Raw genomic sequence first — 17,416 nt, forward strand, 5'->3', positions numbered from 1 at the left:
TGGCAGCTCACAAAAAACCCGGCCGAGGCCGGGTTTTTGCTGCAACCGGTTACTGCATCCAGGGCGGAGGCGGCTCTTCGGCTTTGCTCGGTGGCGCGTCGTCTGCGGCGCGGATTGCCTGGCGGCGCTCCTCGTCCAGACGGGCAGCTTCGATCTCGCGCATGATGCCGCCAACGTCCGCCAGCTCTTCCGGCTCGTCGAACTCGCCGGTCAGGATACTGGCCGGGTGCAAGGTCCCGGCTTCATACAGGGCCCACATTTCCTTGGCGTAGCGCGTGCGCTTGAGTTCCGGGGCAAAGCGCCCGAAGTACGAGGCCATGTTGCCCACATCCCGCTCCAGCATGCTGAAGGCGTGGTTGTTGCCCGCCGCATCCACCGCTTGCGGCAGGTCGATGATCACCGGACCGTCCGGTGTCAGCAGCACGTTGAACTCCGACAGGTCACCGTGCACCAGACCGGTACACAGCATCAGTACGATCTGGGAAATCAGGAAGGCGTGATATTCACGGGCCTGATCGGCGTCCAGCACCACGTCGTTCAGGCGCGGAGCGGCATCGCCGAACTCGTCGGCCACCAGCTCCATCAGCAGCACGCCTTCCAGGAAGTCGAACGGCTTGGGCACCCGCACCCCGGCACCGGCCAGGCGGAACAACGCCGCCACTTCGGCATTCTGCCAGGCATCCTCGGTTTCTTTTTTACCGAACTTGGAGCCCTTGGCCATGGCCCGGGCCTGTCGGCTGTTGCGCACCTTGCGGCCTTCCTGGTACTCGGCGGCCTGGCGGAAACTGCGTTTATTCGCCTCCTTGTAAACCTTGGCGCAACGTAACTCGTTGCCGCAGCGCACCACATAAACAGCTGCTTCTTTACCACTCATGAGTGGGCGCAGCACCTCGTCGACCAGACCGTCCTCGATCAGGGGTTCAATGCGTTTTGGAGTCTTCATCAGCTTTTATTGTGGGTCCTTTATTACCAAACACGCGAAAGTCATTCGTTATACGGCAATCCACTCACGGCGGGGAGGGGTTGCCGACCTATGAACCCTGTGGACGCACTCAATGTGCCAGATTTATCCACTCGACCCTGAGGACCGAGGCAGATCATAGCCCAGACTCTGACCCAGGTTAGCAGTCGGATTAGCAGGCATTTGCGACAGAGTGCGCAATCCAAGAGCCAGCACCATGTAGGTTTTTTTCCAATAAAACCTCAATTTCCCCCTCCAGCGGCCGAAGTCATCCATGACAAAGGGATTTGTCCGACAATCGGCCAACAAGAAAAATTCTGGAGCGCGGATGAACATCAAACAAAAACTGACCTGGGCATTTGCAATCATCGCCTGCTTGCCCGTGGTCCTGGTTGCCACCCTGGTGGTGATGAACCTGCGCAGTGATGCCAAGGACAGCTTTGTCGACAGCAGCGGTCGCGAGATCCGCCAGGTCAGCAACGCCATGCAAATGTTTTTCGACGGCATCAGCCAGAACGTCGACTACCTGGCCTCGCTGCCGCTGATCAAGAGCACCGACGCCAGCCTCAAGACCTACATGGCCGCCAACGCGGCGGACATCCCGCAAGGCGAGATGGACAAGCAAGTGTTCGCCCTCCTGCAGAACCTGGGCAACAGTCACCCGGCCTACGCCTATGCCATTGTCGGCACCAGCGCCGGCGGCTACGTGTCCTGGCCCGATGACGCCAAACTGTCCAACTACGACCCGCGCCAGCGTCCCTGGTACAAGGCTGCCCAGGCCAACCCAGGCAAACCGCTGCGTACCGCGGCCTATTATTGGACCGATAACAACACCACCTACGTCAGCACCGTGCGCACCCTCGATAACCAGTTGGGGACCAAGGGTGGCGTGGTCAGTATCGACGTGACGCTGACCCAGCTCACCGAACTGGTCAAACAGATCAAGCTCGGCGAAACCGGCTACCTGATGCTGATGGAAAACAACGGCACCGTGCTGGTCGACCCACAGCGGCCCGAGCACAACTTCAAGCCGTTGAACTCCCTGGGCGAGGGGTACGCGCAACTGGCCAAGGCCGGCAAGGGTCTGGTGGAAGTCGAACTGAACGGCGAGCGCTACATGGCCAATGTCTGGCCGTCGGAGCAACTGGGCTGGACGTTCATCGGCCTGATCAAGCAAGCCGATGTGATGAGCGAAGCGACCCAGCTGACCTGGCTGATCGCAATCATCGCCGCGGTCCTGGCGGCGATCTTCGCCGTGGTCGGGGCCAGTTTCGCCAGCCTGATCGTACGGCCGATCCGCAGTGTCGCCAGTGGCCTGGAAGGCATCGCACAAGGCGAAGGCGACCTGACCCAGAACCTGCAGATCCGTGGCAATGACGAAACCGCGCAACTGGCCAGTTGGTTCAACCAGTTCCTGGCGGCGATTCGCAGCCTGATCCAACACATCGGCGGCGCCGCAACCAAGATCCTCGCCAACTCCCACAACGCCACCCAGGTGTCCGGTGAGATGGCCGAGGCCGCCGGGCGCCAGCGCGAAGCGGTGGACATGGTGTCCACGGCGTTCCATGAAATGGTCGCCACCGCCAACGAGGTCGCCCGCTCGTGCAGCCAGGCCGCCGACTCGGCCGACAACGGCCAGCGCCAGGCCCGCGAAGGTCAGCAGCAGATCGACGCCGCGGTGAGCAGCGTCGACCGCTTGAGCCAGGAGATCGAGCAGTCGGCGCTATCGATGCAACAGCTGGAACGCGACAGCAATGACATTCAGTCGATCCTCGGCACCATTCGTTCCATCGCCGAACAGACCAACCTGCTGGCCCTGAACGCGGCCATCGAAGCGGCACGGGCCGGTGAACAGGGCCGCGGCTTTGCCGTGGTCGCCGATGAAGTGCGCGCCCTGGCCAAACGCACCGCCGACTCCACGGCGGAAATCGACGGCCTGCTGGGCAACCTGGCCAAACGCACCAGCCAGGTGACCCAGCAAATGCACGCCAGCCTGCAGGTTTCGCAGCAGTCGGTGAGCCGCATTGGCGAAGCGCGCAACAGCTTCGGGCAGATCCGCGAGTCGGTGGACGTGATCCGCGACATGAACACCCAGATCGCCACCGCTGCCGAAGAGCAGCACCAGGTTGCCGAAGACATCAACCGGCACATCAGTCAGATCCATGGCGATGCGCAGTTGGTGGCGGAACTGGCGAACTCGGCACGCCTGGATTCCCAGAGCCTGGCCGGGTTGTCCAACGAACTGGATGGATTGGTGCGACGGTTCCGCACCTGATCGAAGGCAAGGCGGGGGCCTAACGCTCGATAATCGCCGTCACCCCCTGCCCCCCGGCGGCGCAGATCGAGATCAGGCCTCGACCCTGCCCCGCCACCTCCAGCAGCTTGGCCAGGTTGGCGACGATGCGCCCGCCGGTGGCGGCAAACGGGTGGCCGGCGGCCAGTGAACTGCCCTTGACGTTGAGTCGGCTGCGGTCGATCGAGCCCAATGCCCCGTCGAGCCCCAGGCGGCGCTTGCAATAGTCCTCGTCTTCCCAGGCCTTCAAGGTGCACAGCACTTGCGCGGCAAAGGCTTCGTGGATTTCGTAGTAGTCGAAGTCCTGCAAGGTCAGGCCGTTGCGCGCCAGCAAACGCGGTACGGCATACACCGGCGCCATCAACAGCCCCTCTGCCCCGTTGACGAAGTCCACCGCCGCCGCTTCGCCATCGCGCAAATACGCCAGGATCGGCAGGCCACGCGCTTGCGCCCAGGCCTCACTGCCCAGCAGCACCAGGGAGGCGCCATCGGTCAGTGGCGTCGAGTTGCCTGCGGTGAGTGTGCCTTGGCCACTCTTCTCGAAAGCCGGCTTGAGCGCCGCGAGCTTTTCCAGGGTCAGGTCCGCACGCAGGTTGTTGTCGCGGGTCAGGCCGAGGAACGGTGTCATCAGGTCGTTGTGCCAGCCTTCGGCGTAGGCGGCGGCCATTTTCTGATGGCTCTCCAGTGCCAGTTGATCCTGTTCGGCCCGGGGAATGTTCCAGGCCTGCGCCATCAACTCGCAGTGCTGGCCCATGGACAAACCGGTGCGCGGTTCACCGTTGCGCGGCAACTCGGGGAGCAAATGCCGGGGGCGCAATTGCAGGAAGGTCTTGAGTTTATCGGCGGTGGTCTTGGCGCGATTGGCTTGCAGCAGAATCTTGCGCAAGCCTTCGTTGACCCCGATTGGCGCATCCGAGGTGGTGTCGACGCCACCGGCAATGGCGCAGTCGATCTGCCCCAGGGCAATCTTGTTTGCCACCAGCAACGCCGCTTCCAACCCAGTGCCGCAGGCCTGCTGAATATCGTAGGCCGGGGTGGTCGGCGACAACCGTGAGCCGAGCACGCACTCACGGGTCAGGTTGAAGTCCCGGGAGTGCTTGAGCACCGCCCCCGCCGCCACTTCGCCCAGGCGCAAGCCGTGCAGGTTGTAGCGCTCGATCAGGCCTTCGAGCGCGGCCGTCAGCATCGCCTGGTTGCTGGCGGTGGCGTAGGGGCCATTGGAGCGGGCGAAGGGAATGCGGTTTCCACCAATGATCGCGACGCGGCGCAACTGAGTCATGAAAAGCTCCTATTCTGTGAAAGCCATGACCCACAAGCGTAGGCCTTATCTCGCGAATCGAACGACTGATGACGATTCGTGGTCCACACTTTGAACCCCAACCGCTGGAGCGCGTTCCATGTCAGACCGCTATATCGACTTCGCCAACTCGTCCCTCGGCCACCGTGTGGTCGGTGCCCTTGGCCTGCCGTCGCCGGTCCACCTGGAACGCTGGGAAGCCGGTCGGCTGCGGCCGGTGGACGGCGCGCTGCTGATTGGCGGCGGCCCGCTGGCCCGCAAGGTCCACGACTTCGCCCCCAAACTGACCGAGCAGATCTACAGCTACGGCGCCGAGCCACTGGTGGCCCAGGCGTGGATTCCCGGGCATGGGCCCAAGCTCAAGGCCGTGCTGTTCGATGCCAGCGACCTGCTGCAAACCGGCCAGCTCAAGCAACTGCGCGAGTTCTTCCAGCCATTGCTGAAAAACCTCGACCACAGCGCCCACGTGGTGATCCTGGGGCGGGCACCGGAAAGCCTCAGCGACCCCTTCGCCGCCAGCGCACAACGGGCCCTGGAAGGTTTCAGCCGCTCACTGGCCAAGGAGCTGCGCAGCGGCGGCACCTTGCAGCTGCTGTATGTCGGCACCGGTGCCGAAGAACAACTCGAAGGCGCGCTGCGGTTTTTCCTTTCGCCCAAAAGTGCCTATGTCAGCGGCCAGGTGGTGCGGCTCAACGCCTGCGCCAGCCAAGTCCAGGACTGGACCCGGCCACTGGCGGGACGCCGGGCCCTGGTCACCGGCGCCGCACGCGGCATCGGCGCTTCGATTGCCGAAACCCTGGCCCGCGATGGCGCCGAGGTGGTGCTGCTGGACGTGCCCCCGGCCAAGAGCGATCTCGAAGCCCTCGCCGCCCGCCTGGGTGGCAACTGCATCACCCTGGATATCTGTGCCGAAGATGCCGCGGCACGCCTGATCGAACAGTTGCCCCAGGGCATCGACATCGTGGTGCATAACGCGGGCATCACCCGCGACAAGACCCTGGCCAACATGACCCCGGAATTCTGGGACGCGGTGCTGGCCGTCAACCTCAATGCCCCCCAAGTGCTGACCCAGGCCCTGCTCGACAGCGGCACCCTGCAGGACAACGGCCGAGTGATCCTGCTGGCCTCGATCAGTGGCATCGCCGGTAACCGTGGCCAGACCAACTACGCCGCCAGCAAGGCCGGCCTGATCGGCCTGGCCCAGGCCTGGGCACCGCTGCTCGGGGAACGCGGGATCAGCATCAATGCCGTGGCCCCGGGGTTCATCGAAACCCAGATGACCGCGCACATCCCCTTCGCCTTGCGCGAAGCCGGGCGGCGCATGAGCTCCCTGGGCCAGGGCGGCCTGCCCCAGGACGTCGCCGAAGCCGTGGCCTGGCTGGCCCAGCCCGGCAGTGGTGCAGTCAGCGGGCAAGCGCTGCGGGTCTGCGGCCAAAGTGTCCTGGGAGCCTGAGCATGACGACGAATTGGCAGGTTGTAGCGGGCGCACCGAAGCTGCCCGAGCTGTATTGGCGGGCCGCGACGCGCCGCAAGATCACCGGCAGCGTCCTGCCCGAAGACGGCCTGCGCGCCTGGCTCAACGTCGATGCCCAGTCAGTGGCGGCCTATCGCAAGGTCTGTGGGTTTACCGAGAACGGCTTGCTACCGCCGACCTACCCCCATGTCCTGGCGTTCGGTCTGCAATTGCAGCTGCTCACCGCCCAGGCTTTCCCCTTCCCCCTGTTGGGGCTGGTGCACCTGGCCAACCGCATCCGCCTGCTGCGACCGCTGGGAGGACTCAGTCGAGTCCAGGTCAGCGTCCATGTGCAGAACCTGCAACCCCACGCCAAGGGCGCGACGTTCGACCTGGTCACTCGCCTGGACGATGCCCTGGGGCCGCTGTGGGAAGCTGAAAGCCGGATGCTGTGCAAAGGCGTGAAGCTGGCGGGCGAGGCACCCGAACCCGTGGCGCAGGATCCACAAGACATCGACGAAGTCAGCCGCTGGTGGGCGCCGGCCGAGATTGGCCGGCAGTACGCCAAGGTCTCGGGAGACTACAACCCGATTCACCTGAGCGCACTGAGTGCCCGGCTCTTCGGCTTTCCCCAGGCGATCGCCCACGGGCTGTGGATCAAGGCACGCACCCTGGCGGCACTCAGCGGGCACCTGCCCAGCTCGAACCTGGAGATCGCGGTGCAGTTCAACAAACCGGTGCGCCTGCCCAACGAGGTCATCCTGCTGGCCAGCGCGGCGGGCTCAAGGGGGGACTTGCAATTGATCGGCCACGGCGCGCTGCAGCATATGCACGGCCATTGGCAGCCGCTGGCCTGAGCGCTCAACCGCGCCGAATCAGGAACACTCCCGCCAGAATCAATACCAGCCCGGCAATCTTGCCGGCGCTGATGGGCGCTTCGCGAAACCCCGCCCAGCCAAAATGATCCAGCGCCAGCGCCATCCCCAATTGCCCGGCCAGGACCAGCGCCATGAACAGCATCGCGCCGATCCGCGGCCCGGCAAACGCAGCAGTGGTGATAAAGAACGCACCCAGCAAGCCCCCGCTCCAGTGCCACCAAGTCAGGCTCTTGAGCGCTGCCAGGGTCGGGGTTTCACGTTGGATCAGCACCAGCATCAGCAGCGCCATGGTGCCGACAAAAAACGAAATCAACGCGGCAGACAGCACACTGGAAACCTGCTTGGCCAACTGGCCGTTGATCCCGGCTTGCAACGGCAGGAAGGCGCCTGCCACCAGCGGCAGACAAAGTAACCACCAGACGGGGGCCGGCATGTTGTTCTCCAAGGACTCGAAAGGGTGCGCAGTATAGCGCCCGAAACAGCGGGCCTGAGTGTGCCTGGCACTTAAGTGTCGAACGTGCGTAAAAACGCAGCTCGCTGATTTAGCAAGCGTTTGTGCACGGGACGCGGCTTGGTATCGAAGGGGGGCGCACGAGGGCAGCGGCTTCAGCGCACGGGCACTGCGCTGGCAGGAGCCGCTTGTGGGAACAAATTGTCCAGGGTATCCAGCAGGCGCTGGTGATAGATGGGTTTGCGGAACAGATCCAGCACTTGCAGGCGCAACAGGTCGCTGACATCGGCCATGTCGGCATGCCCCGAAATGACAATCACCGGCAGGTGCTGACGGGCCGTGTGTTCACGCAGGCGGCGAATCAGCGACAGGCCGCTTTCATCGGGCATGCGCAAGTCGGTGATGACCAGCGCGATATCGGGGTGTCGAGTGAGCTGCTGCAAGGCCAGTTTGACCGTGGTTGCGGTGAAACAACAAAAACCCTCGAGCTCCAGCAGTTCGGCAAGCTCCAGGAGCGCGTCTTGTTCATCGTCCACCAGAAGCAACTGTTGGCGCAGGGAAGAAGACGCACTCATAGGTGATTCCTGTGACAGTGTTAATGACTGAAAAACACACTGCAATTGAGCGGCTCAATCGGCTGACTAAGGAGTTGTCGGAGCTGCCGGAGCTGCCGGAAGCTTATCGGCGAGCCCCTCCGCCACCTTAGTAAAAGTACCAGTAATCGGCCCGCTGATTTGCGGTACAAACGCAACCACCACCAACGCCACCATCGCCACAATCAGCGCGTACTCAATCGCTGAAGCTCCCTCGGTTCTACGAAAAAAACGACGCGTTTTAACGATTAGTTTCTGGAGGAACATAAGACTTCTCCTTGGCGCCCGAGGCGCTGATGTAGCACGGCTGCAACATGATTGCTCTCTGCCAGCAGAGCATTGTCAACAAGCCCCGTCCCAGCAAGTGTAAGAAGCAACTAATCAGAAAGTATTAACACTATGTTGATTTGAAAAAAAAGGCCGTATTTACAGGCACTTCCTCATTTTATGGGCTATTTAGTTATCCGTAATGGCATTTTGGATTAGCTGCGCTACCTTCCAATAGCCAAATCGTTGAATGTTCATAGCTGCCTGAGTGCGAAGTGATCTCGTTAACCTGGACGAGCCGGTGTTGCAGCAGGAAAGGGAGAGCCGTCATGAACAGTCGTATCACTATGGGCCTGGCTGGGCTTCTATTAGTCGCCGCCATCATTGTCGGATATTGGGGGCTGGTCTTGAGCCGCCAATCTGTCCCCGCGGCACCTGTGCCCCCCCCTTCCATTGCACCTGCCACACCCAGCATGGTGGAAAAATCCGTCGCCCAGGCCGAAGAACAGACTCGCCAAGCCGTGGTGGTGCTGGTGCGTGATGTACCACCGTTCACCCCGCTGACAGCCGCCGACGTGGCACTGGAGCAACTGCGCAGCGCCCCCGCTGGTAGCTTGAGCAGCCTCGACCAGGCCATTGGTCGAACCCCATGGCGCCCCTTGAGCGCGGGCACCTGGTTGAACCAGGAAAGCTTCGAGGCCGGCGGTCCGCTGGCGCGCATGATCCACTCCGATGAGCGTGCGCTGGCTGTCGCCGTGGACGAAGTGGTCGGCGCTGCCGGGCAACTGCTGCCGGGGGACTATGTCGACGTCCTGCTGTACCTGCGCCAGGACCAGAGCAACGCCCAACAATCAGCACAAATCGTGATACCGGCAATGCGCGTGCTGGGGGTCGGCGAACAGTTCGGCCTGACCAATGACGGCAAGCCTGCCACCCCCGCCGCCAGCCCCGAGGAAAAGCTCAAGCAAGATCAGCGTCGGCTTGCCGCGCGCACAGTAGTGCTGGCGGTTCCGGAACAACTGCTCAGCCGCCTGATGCTGGCGACACAATCCGGCACCCTGCGCCTGGCCGTACGCAGCAGCGAAGAACAGCGCCTGGCCAAATACTGGGCCGGCGAACCCGACTCGGCGGCCAACCTGGAAACCAGCAACCGTCAGCTGTTCCAGTTCAACCAGCTGGCGCTGGGGCAAGCCCCTGAAAACCGCCCCGCCGGCATTAACCAAGCTGCGACGCCTCGGCGCGCGATCGAGGTCATCCGTGGTAACCAGGTGACCCAACAAACCCCCTGATCGAGCAAGGATGCATATCTATGCATAGTCGTTCCATGCTGCTCTACCACCGCATGATCTGTGCCCTTCTCCTGGTAGGCATGCCCGTCGATGTCGCCCTGGCGGCGTCGGGCAATTGCAGCGTGCTGGACCCATTACCCGCTGTGCTGGAAGTCGGGGAAGGATTGCAACAGGTCCTGCAGTCGCCCGTGGCGATTACCCGCCTGGCCATCGGGGATCCGAAAATCGCCGATGTTCACCCCAGTGGCAGCAATGCCTTCCTGCTCACCGGAATGGCCCCTGGCGCCACCAGCCTGATGGTCTGGACCGCCTGTTCGACTGCGCCGCGACAAAGCATGGTGTTCGTCCAGGGCAAGGCCACGGCCGCCATGACCCGGGCCGCCGAGCTGCCCTCCGAAGAGACACTGCTGCCCAGCCAGGTACAGACCGACATTCGTTTTGTGGAAGTCAGCCGCACCAAACTCAAGGAAGCTTCGGCCTCGATTTTTGGCACCCGTGGCAACTTCCTGTTCGGCTCCCCCAGAACGCTTCCGACCATCGACGGCGTGGTCCAGGGTCGGCTGCCGGTGAACAACGATCAGTTCAACTTCTCCTGGATCGGCGGCAAGACCATGGTGATGATCAATGCCCTGGAAGGCAGCGGCTTTGCCTACACCCTGGCCCGCCCCAGCCTGGTGGCGCTCAGTGGCCAGAGCGCGAGTTTCCTGGCCGGCGGCGAAGTTCCGATCCCGGTTCCCAGTTCCGGCAGCGACAACGTGTCCATCGAGTACAAGGAGTTCGGCATTCGCCTGACCCTGACCCCGACCATCGTCGGGCGCAACCGGATTTCCCTGAAAGTGGCGCCGGAAGTCAGCGAGCTGGACTTCAACAATGCGGTGAACATCGCCGGCACCCTGGTTCCAGCGCTGACCATCCGGCGTACCGACACCAGTATCTCCCTGGCCGACGGTGAAAGCTTCGTCATCAGCGGCCTGATCAGCACCCGCAACAGTTCCCAGGTCAACAAGTTTCCAGGGCTGGGGGACATCCCGATCCTGGGCGCGTTCTTTCGCGAGACGAACATCAACCGCGAGGAGCGCGAGTTGTTGATGATCGTCACCCCGCACCTGGTTCAACCGCTGGCCGCCGATGCCCAGTTACCATCCTTGCCGGGTGAAAAGCTGCGCAACTACGACCCGAATTTCTACCGCATGTTCTTCCTGGAAAACGGCAACTTCGACAAGCGCAGTGGGTTATCGCAATGAGCCAGAGCCAGAGCCAGAGCCAGAGCTTGAGCCAGACCTTTGTCGCCATCACGCGCAACAGCACTGACCTTGAGTGGCTGCAAGGCGCCCTGGCGCCCCTGGGCCAGGTGGTCAGCGCGGGCGTTGGCAACCTTGACGAGTTGCTGGCACTGGTCGACGTGACCTTCGCCAGCCTGGTGTTTGTCGGCCTGGACCGCGAACACGTGGTGGCCCAGAGCGCGCTGATCGAAGGCGCCCTGGAAGCCAAGCCGATGCTGGCGATCGTCGCCCTGGGTGACGGCATGGACAATCAACTGGTGCTCAACGCGATGCGCGCCGGCGCCCGGGATTTTGTCGCCTACGGCTCGCGCTCCAGTGAAGTGGCCGGGCTGGTTCGGCGCTTGAGCAAACGTCTGCCGCCGGTGGTACCGAACACCCAGCTTGGGGGGCTGAGCGTGTTGTTCGGCACCCAAAGCGACGCCGACGGTGCACTGCTGTCCAGCCACCTGGCACTGGTCGTGCAAAAGAGCGGCCAGCAGACCCTGCTGCTGGACCTGGGGTTACCCCACGGCGACAGCCTGGCCCTGCTCGGGCTGGAAAGCTCATTCCACTTCGGTGACGCCCTGCGCCATCTGCGGCGCATCGATGCAACCTTGATCGACAGCGCCTTTACCGCCACCCCCGGCGGTTTGCGCATCCTCGCCTACGCCAGCAACGACGAACCCCTGGAGCACACCAGTGCCGCCGAGCTGTTCATGCTGCTCAGCGCCTTGCGCCAACACTTCCAGCACATCGTCGTGAACCTCACCGGCCAGCCCGACTGCGAAGCGGTGCGCACCTTCGTCAGCCACTGCGACAAGTTGCTGTGGTACACCGACCAAAGCGTGCTCGACTGCCGACGCAACCTGGCCGTGCTCAACCTGTGGCGTGAAAAAGGCATGAAGCTGGAACATGCCCAACTGCTGGTGGATCGCTACCTGCGCAACGTCGCCCCCGACGCCGACGCCCTGGGCAAAAGCTTCGGCCTGGAGGTCATGGCCACGCTGGCCTACAGCCCGGAGGTGCGCCTCAACGCAAAAAACCAGGGGATCACCCTGTTCGAACTGGCCCCCCGCGAAGGCCTCACCCAAGCCCTGCGCAGCCTGGGAGAACGCCTGGCCCGGCGCTCCGAACACCCGGACAAACCCAAGACCAGCTGGCTGAACCGTCTGCGAGGCAGCAAATGAGCGGCGAAAAACTGTTTGGCGCCAACGTCCGGCCAACGACCGGCAACAGCGACCACGAAGGCCTGAAACTGGTCCTGCACCGCTACATCATCGACGCCATCGAGGAGTCCGGGAAAAACCTGCTGGAAGGCTCCCGCCAACTGCTGACACAGTTTGTCACCGACAAGGTGGCCGACTACATCGCCCGCCTGCACCTGGCCATTTCCCGCTATGAAATGGAGCGCCTGTCGGAGGAAATCGTCGATGAGTTGACCGGCTTCGGGCCCCTGGAAGTGCTGCTGCGCGACCCCGCCGTGACCGAGATCCTGGTCAACGGTCCACACCGGGTGTTCGTCGAGCGCGACGGTGTGTTGCATCAGAGTGACCTGCGCTTCATCGACGCGCACCACGTCGAACGGGTCATGCAACGCATCCTCGCGCCCCTGGGCCGGCGCCTGGACGAGTCCTCGCCGATGGTCGATGCGCGCATGCCCGACGGCAGCCGGGTCAACGCGATCATCCCGCCGATTGCCCTGGACGGCCCCTGCCTGTCGATTCGCAAATTCCGCAAGGACATGCTCCGAAGCACCGACCTGATGGCCATGCAGACCATCGACCAGGCGATTTTCGAGTTCCTCCAGGAAGCCGTCGGCCGCCGCTGCAACATCCTCATCAGCGGCGGTACCGGCACCGGCAAGACCACATTGCTGAACATCCTCAGCCAGTTGATCAACCCCCACGAACGCCTGGTCACCATCGAAGACATCGCCGAACTGCAACTGGGCCACCCCCACGTGGTGCGCCTGGAAACCCGCCCGCCGAATGCCGAGGGCCATGGCGAGGTCAAGGCCAGCGACCTGATCCGCAATGCCCTGCGGATGCGCCCGGACCGCATCATCCTCGGGGAAATCCGCGGCGTCGAAGTGCTCGACGTGCTGACCGCGATGAACACCGGTCACGACGGCTCGATGAGCACCGTGCACGCCAACAACGCCCAGGACGCGTTGTTGCGCCTGGAGACCCTGGTGGGCCTGACCGGCCGCCAGATCGCCGAGCGCACGCTGCGCCAGATGATCTGCGCCGCGCTCGATGTGGTGATCCAGTTGACGCGCATGCCCGACGGTCGACGCTGCGTCAGCGAGGTGGTGGAAGTGGTGGGCATCCGCGACGACATCTACGTCACCAACACCCTGTTTCGCCTCGACCGCCGCACGGGTTTCGGCTTCCTGCGCGAGGCGGTCAATCCCGCGGGCGACAAGCTGCGCCGGGAATCGGGCCTGACACTCAACTGACCTGGCGAGGCCACCACCATGCTTGCACCGCTATTGCTGAGCCTGATTTGCCTGGTGTTACTCGGGTTATCGATCCACCTGTTCTTTCATGGTATGCGCCAAACCGGCATTGAGCGTGTGATGGACCGCCTGGCCCAAGGGCAACCGCAGCTTGAGTTGCAAAAAACCCGCTGGAGTGGCCTGGAGCGCTCGTTCCTGCGGGCAGGCCTGGGGCGCCCGACCGAGCGCCTGGGCCTGTGGTTGCTGCTCTGGAGCCTATCGATGCTGATCGGTTTTGCCGTGGCGGGCTGGTCGGGCCTGCTGGCCTTGTTGCTGCTACCGCCGCTGGGGCTACGACTGTACATCGCCTGGCGCTATCAACGCCGTTTGCGGCGGATGATCGAGCAACTGCCGCAACTGCTCGACCACACCGTGCGCAGCCTCAAGTCCGGGAGAACCCTGGCGGACGCGGTAATGGGCAGTATCGAAGCCAGCGCCGACCCACTGAAAAACGCCTTGGGTCGCGTACAACGCAACGTGCAACTGGGGGTCAATCTGCCTGATGCCGTCCACGACTTTGCCGAACTCTACGACCAGGATGTACTGCGCATGTTTGCCCTGGGGTTGAAGGTCAACCATCGTTATGGTGGCAATGCCAGCGAACTGTTGGAGAACCTGATCAAGCTGATTCGCGAACGCGAACAGGGGGCACGGCAACTGCGCGCCATGACGGGCGAAACTCGCTTGACCGCCTGGGTACTGGGACTGCTGCCGATTTGCATGGCATGCTATTTCCTGATGACCAACCCCAACTACATGCTCGGTATGTGGCGCGACCCCAGCGGCCAGCACATGCTGATCAGCGCGGTACTGCTACAGATTTTCGGCTCACTGGCGCTGTGGCGCATGTTGCGGAGTATTTGAGATGGCGATCCTGGCCAGTGCCCTTTTGTTATTCGCTGCCGCGGTCCTGGCCCTGGGCAGCGTGCTGCAGCAAAAACGGCGCGAGCGTCAGGTAGCGCAGCGCCTGCAGGGCCACATGGTGCGCGACAGCCGTCTGAGCAGTTACCTGCGGGTACTGGGCGACAACAGGCTCAGCCAGCGCTCGGTAAGCACCGACAACGAGACCCTGGCCTTGCTCGCCCGCCTGGGTTGGCGTCGAGCCAGTGACCGCTCGTTGTTTGCCGCCATCCAGGTCGGCACTCCCTTGCTGGTGCTGGGGCTGGCGGTATTTTTCCGCGAGGTTTTTTTCCCCGCCGCCAGTCATCCATGGTTAGTGCCGCTGCTGCTGATGGGGGTTGGTTACCTGCTGCCAAAACGGGTATTGGCCTACGCGGCCAAACGCCGGCAACAAATCATTGCCAGAGAAATCTCGACCTTCATCCCCTTGCTGCGCATCCTCTTCGAATCAGGCATGGCCGTGGAACAGGCACTTCGGGTGTTGAGTACGCAAGCACAAAAACTGCTGCCGGAACTGACCAGCGAACTGCGCCTGGTTCTGGCCCGGGTCGACTCGGGCCTGGAGTTGGGCCAGGAGCTGAACCAGAGTGCAGCCCTGTTGGCGGTGGATGAGTTCAACGACACCTGCGTGATCCTCCAGCAACTGATTCAGCAAGGCGGCGGGGCAATGAAATCGCTGCTGGCACTCAAGCAACTGCTCGACGATCGACGCCTGACACACCAGCAGGAATACATCTCGAAGATGTCCGCGAAAATGTCGGTGGTGATGATGCTGTTTCTGTTCCCCGCTTTGCTGATCGTTCTGGGTGGCCCAGGCTTCACCGCCATTGCCCGCGCGTTCGGCTCTTAGAGAGACGCTGATGAGAATATTGATGCTTGCAGCAAGTCTGTTGATGCTCAGCGGTTGCGCCACGGGGGGACCAAGCCCCTGGTCGGCGTTGACTTCATCGGGCAGTTGCGCCCGGCTCAATTCCGAGCAGGAACTGGCGGTGAACCTGGCCGACGACATGGCCAGCGACGGTAAGCTGCACGCCAGCCTGGCCAACCTGGAAAAGCTCCCCGACAACCTCAATGAAGTGCGCTTGCGCAAGGCCCGGGCCTATCGCCTGCTGGGCCGTAGCGAAGCTGAGCCGCTGTATCGCAGCCTGGTGGGTACCTGTTTGTCGGCTGAAGCTGAACATGGTCTGGGCCAGTTGTATGCGGCTCGCGGGGATAACGACCAGGCCCAGGCGCATCTGCAACGGGCTGCGCGCCTGGCACCCACCAACGAAAAAATCCGCAATGACTTGGGTGTGGTCTATCTCAACCAGCTACGCCTGGACGAGGCCCGCTTCGAATTTCTCACTGCCATTGAACTGAAGCAGAGTGACCCCTTGCCGGCGGTCAATCTGGTGACGCTGCTGATCTATCAGGACAACTGGAAGCAAGCCGCCGAAGTGGTCAGCAGTGCCGGGCTGAGTCCGGAACAATTCACCAACGCGCGGGCCCACGCGGAACGACTCAAGGTTCCGCCCACCGTCAGGTCGGCTGCCCGCGACCGGGTGGCTGCAGCCGACACCCCATCGATCAGCCTCAAGTAACCTGCAGGAGAACCGCAGATGAAACTAGCGACTGTTGCCTGCCTGGTCCTGCTGGGCTTGCCCCTGAGCGCCGTAGCGATTGAGTCGGGGCCGGCCTCGGCACAACAACAGGAAACCGAAGGGTGGCTGGTGCTGCAAAGCAGCAACAAGGCTGCCTCCACCACACCACAGACCGCTACCGCCACCGAGCGCGAATTGGCGCTGCAGCGCTGGCTGAAGAAGTTCAGCTATACCATTCCGGATCTCTACGATCAGGACAGTGCCGGCGAGCTGTCGTCCGGCAACTGAACGGCAGATCGCCCTCGACTAATGCGCGGTCACTTGCTGGTGCCTGAGCGAATTGCTCGGCGACAACGCCAACGCCAATTGCGTGCGGTTATGCATGTGGGTCAAGCGCAGGACCTGGGACACATACAGCTTCACCGTGTTCTCGGTGATGCCCAGTGCACAGGCGATCTGATAGTTGGTCTGGCCCTTGCCGACCAGGCGCGCGACGTCCAGCTGACGGGGTGAGAGCTGGTTGAACAGCGCCGGGATCTGGGCCTGCTCCGCACTACTGCCAGCGTCGGCTGCGCCGTTGTGCGAGGCGTCGGTCGACGGTGTCCGGCGGACTTTGTCGATGTCCTGGTAGAGGTCGTTGATGGTTTCGGAAAGGTGCTGCAGCTTCTGGTTCAAGTGCCCCAGCTGCAGGTCCTTCTGCCGTTCCTGCAGGGCAGACTCCTGGCGCTGCAGGCCCTCGAGCAGTTCGTTGAGGTTGATCGGTTTCTGGTAGTAGTCCGCGATCCCGGCCCGCAATGCCTTGATCACATCCTGCTTGTCGGCTCGCCCGGTGAGCATGATCGCTTCGAACGCGCGGTGCTTGCCCGCCACTCGCTGTAGCGCATGCACCAGTTCGATGCCATCAAGGTCCGGCATGTGCAAGTCACACAGGACCAGGCCAATGTCCGCGTCCTGGCTGAAGCACTCGATGGCCTGCTGGCCTAACCCACAGGGAATGCAGGTGTAGCCGCTGTTTTCCAGGAATTCGCAGAGCTCTTCAACAATCAACGGATCATCGTCGACCACTAATACTTTTACTGCCGATGTGGACTCGTTCACTCGCCACTCCATGTTCAGGCCGAGAGCTGATGATTGCTGTAACCACAGCCAAAAACAGTACAACTTGTGATCTGAAAGTAGACGTACTTCCTGACTATGTACATAGCAATATGGCTGCACGGAGCCTATTGAATCCAGGCCATCGTCAGAAACAGGCCGAGGAACACGAAGGGAGCAAAAGGTGGTTTTTTTGACAGTTCAGGCGCAAGAAACACAACACGCCTCCTAAGTCCTTGAGCCATAAGTGGCCAGACCATTGGTGCCAGTAACAGCCACAGGGCACTCAGCACACCGGCACCGATAAAACTGCCCAGCAAATGGACCGGCTCGGTGGCCAGACCGATCGTCGCCATCAGCTTCACGTCGCCGGCGCCCATTCGTCCCAGGGCATACCCCGGCAAGGTGAACGCCAGCGCCAGCAAACAGGCCCAGCCCCCCTGCTCGGCCGGTGCGCCCAGCCAGGTGGAACCGCTCCATAGCAGGTAGGCCAATGCCGCGGCCCCCGCGCCAAGCGTCAGGCGATTGGCAATGTGGCGCTGCTGAACATCCTGGGCCGCGCACAGCGCCAGCCAGATCATGAGGACAAGACTGTGCATC

At 62.6% G+C, this 17,416-nt stretch carries 17 protein-coding genes and 2 pseudogenes; 12 read left to right on the plus strand and 7 right to left on the minus strand.

Annotation, left to right across the window (positions count from 1 at the left end):
- Positions 1-49 precede the first annotated feature (49 nt).
- The gene (locus AACY45_RS17115; protein WP_095170209.1) at positions 50-943 is read right to left on the minus strand and encodes a PA4780 family RIO1-like protein kinase; all 894 of its coding nucleotides are present in this window, start codon (positions 941-943) and stop codon (positions 50-52) included.
- Positions 944-1,451: 508 nt separating this feature from the next.
- Here AACY45_RS17115 and AACY45_RS29290 point away from each other — a divergent pair.
- Together AACY45_RS29290 and AACY45_RS29295 are read left to right on the plus strand one after the other, a co-directional pair.
- Positions 1,452-2,378, plus strand: a pseudogene (locus AACY45_RS29290) (HAMP domain-containing protein); the annotation flags it as partial.
- A 258-nt stretch (positions 2,379-2,636) separates the two neighbouring features.
- A pseudogene (locus AACY45_RS29295) lies at positions 2,637-3,236 on the plus strand (methyl-accepting chemotaxis protein); the annotation flags it as partial.
- A gap of 19 nt (positions 3,237-3,255) precedes the next feature.
- Here the strand turns inward: AACY45_RS29295 and AACY45_RS17125 are convergent.
- Positions 3,256-4,533 carry an acetyl-CoA C-acetyltransferase gene (locus AACY45_RS17125; RefSeq protein WP_339546553.1) on the minus strand — a complete coding sequence of 426 codons (1,278 nt, stop codon included), beginning with the start codon at positions 4,531-4,533 and terminating at the stop codon, positions 3,256-3,258.
- 118 nt (positions 4,534-4,651) lie between these two features.
- Between AACY45_RS17125 and AACY45_RS17130 the strand changes: the two genes are divergently transcribed.
- Together AACY45_RS17130 and AACY45_RS17135 are read left to right on the plus strand one after the other, a co-directional pair.
- Positions 4,652-6,004, plus strand: a complete 1,353-nt coding sequence (locus AACY45_RS17130) for a 3-oxoacyl-ACP reductase (protein ID WP_339546554.1) — start codon at positions 4,652-4,654, stop codon at positions 6,002-6,004.
- A 2-nt stretch (positions 6,005-6,006) separates the two neighbouring features.
- Positions 6,007-6,861, plus strand: coding sequence for a MaoC/PaaZ C-terminal domain-containing protein (locus AACY45_RS17135; RefSeq protein WP_339546555.1), 855 nt, complete (start codon positions 6,007-6,009; stop codon positions 6,859-6,861).
- Between the two features lie 4 nt (positions 6,862-6,865).
- On the opposite strand, the gene AACY45_RS17140 is transcribed toward AACY45_RS17135, so the two are convergent.
- The 3 genes from AACY45_RS17140 to AACY45_RS17150 all read right to left on the minus strand — a co-directional run bounded on the left by AACY45_RS17140 (position 6,866) and on the right by AACY45_RS17150 (position 8,193).
- Positions 6,866-7,315 (minus strand): DMT family transporter, encoded by a 450-nt coding sequence (locus tag AACY45_RS17140; protein ID WP_095170204.1) that lies wholly within the window; start codon positions 7,313-7,315, stop codon positions 6,866-6,868.
- A 173-nt stretch (positions 7,316-7,488) separates the two neighbouring features.
- Positions 7,489-7,908, minus strand: coding sequence for a response regulator (locus AACY45_RS17145; protein ID WP_339546556.1), 420 nt, complete (start codon positions 7,906-7,908; stop codon positions 7,489-7,491).
- A 66-nt stretch (positions 7,909-7,974) separates the two neighbouring features.
- Positions 7,975-8,193: a Flp family type IVb pilin gene (locus tag AACY45_RS17150; protein ID WP_339546557.1), complete on the minus strand. Its 219-nt coding sequence runs from the start codon at positions 8,191-8,193 to the stop codon at positions 7,975-7,977.
- Positions 8,194-8,522: 329 nt separating this feature from the next.
- Here AACY45_RS17150 and cpaB point away from each other — a divergent pair, with 329 nt between their 5' ends.
- The 8 genes from cpaB to AACY45_RS17190 are packed head-to-tail and all read left to right on the plus strand — an operon-like array spanning position 8,523 to position 16,009.
- On the plus strand, positions 8,523-9,482 hold the full coding sequence (gene cpaB / locus AACY45_RS17155) for a Flp pilus assembly protein CpaB (protein ID WP_339546558.1): 960 nt from the start codon (positions 8,523-8,525) through the stop codon (positions 9,480-9,482).
- A 35-nt stretch (positions 9,483-9,517) separates the two neighbouring features.
- Entirely contained in the window at positions 9,518-10,726 is a 1,209-nt protein-coding gene (locus tag AACY45_RS17160) for a type II and III secretion system protein family protein (protein ID WP_445261195.1), read from the plus strand.
- Positions 10,723-11,931, plus strand: a complete 1,209-nt coding sequence (locus tag AACY45_RS17165; RefSeq protein ID WP_339546560.1) for an AAA family ATPase — start codon at positions 10,723-10,725, stop codon at positions 11,929-11,931. The genes AACY45_RS17160 and AACY45_RS17165 overlap by 4 nt, the downstream gene beginning before the upstream one ends.
- Positions 11,928-13,202 carry a CpaF family protein gene (locus AACY45_RS17170; protein WP_339546561.1) on the plus strand — a complete coding sequence of 425 codons (1,275 nt, stop codon included), beginning with the start codon at positions 11,928-11,930 and terminating at the stop codon, positions 13,200-13,202. The genes AACY45_RS17165 and AACY45_RS17170 overlap by 4 nt, the downstream gene beginning before the upstream one ends.
- Positions 13,203-13,220: 18 nt before the next feature.
- The gene (locus AACY45_RS17175; RefSeq protein ID WP_339546562.1) at positions 13,221-14,105 is read left to right on the plus strand and encodes a type II secretion system F family protein; all 885 of its coding nucleotides are present in this window, start codon (positions 13,221-13,223) and stop codon (positions 14,103-14,105) included.
- A 1-nt stretch (position 14,106) separates the two neighbouring features.
- Positions 14,107-14,991 (plus strand): type II secretion system F family protein, encoded by an 885-nt coding sequence (locus AACY45_RS17180; RefSeq protein ID WP_339546563.1) that lies wholly within the window; start codon positions 14,107-14,109, stop codon positions 14,989-14,991.
- 10 nt (positions 14,992-15,001) lie between these two features.
- A complete protein-coding gene (locus tag AACY45_RS17185) occupies positions 15,002-15,721 on the plus strand; it encodes a tetratricopeptide repeat protein (protein WP_339546564.1) in 720 nt (239 codons plus the stop codon).
- An 18-nt stretch (positions 15,722-15,739) separates the two neighbouring features.
- Positions 15,740-16,009 (plus strand): DUF3613 domain-containing protein, encoded by a 270-nt coding sequence (locus tag AACY45_RS17190; RefSeq protein ID WP_339546565.1) that lies wholly within the window; start codon positions 15,740-15,742, stop codon positions 16,007-16,009.
- An 18-nt stretch (positions 16,010-16,027) separates the two neighbouring features.
- On the opposite strand, the gene AACY45_RS17195 is transcribed toward AACY45_RS17190, so the two are convergent.
- On the minus strand, positions 16,028-16,819 hold the full coding sequence (locus AACY45_RS17195; RefSeq protein WP_339546566.1) for a response regulator transcription factor: 792 nt from the start codon (positions 16,817-16,819) through the stop codon (positions 16,028-16,030).
- A gap of 125 nt (positions 16,820-16,944) precedes the next feature.
- A complete protein-coding gene (locus tag AACY45_RS17200; RefSeq protein ID WP_339546567.1) occupies positions 16,945-17,415 on the minus strand; it encodes a prepilin peptidase in 471 nt (156 codons plus the stop codon).
- Position 17,416: the final 1 nt, after the last annotated feature.

Source organism: Pseudomonas sp. RA_35y_Pfl2_P32 (assembly GCF_963970735.1).
Lineage (GTDB): Bacteria > Pseudomonadota > Gammaproteobacteria > Pseudomonadales > Pseudomonadaceae > Aquipseudomonas.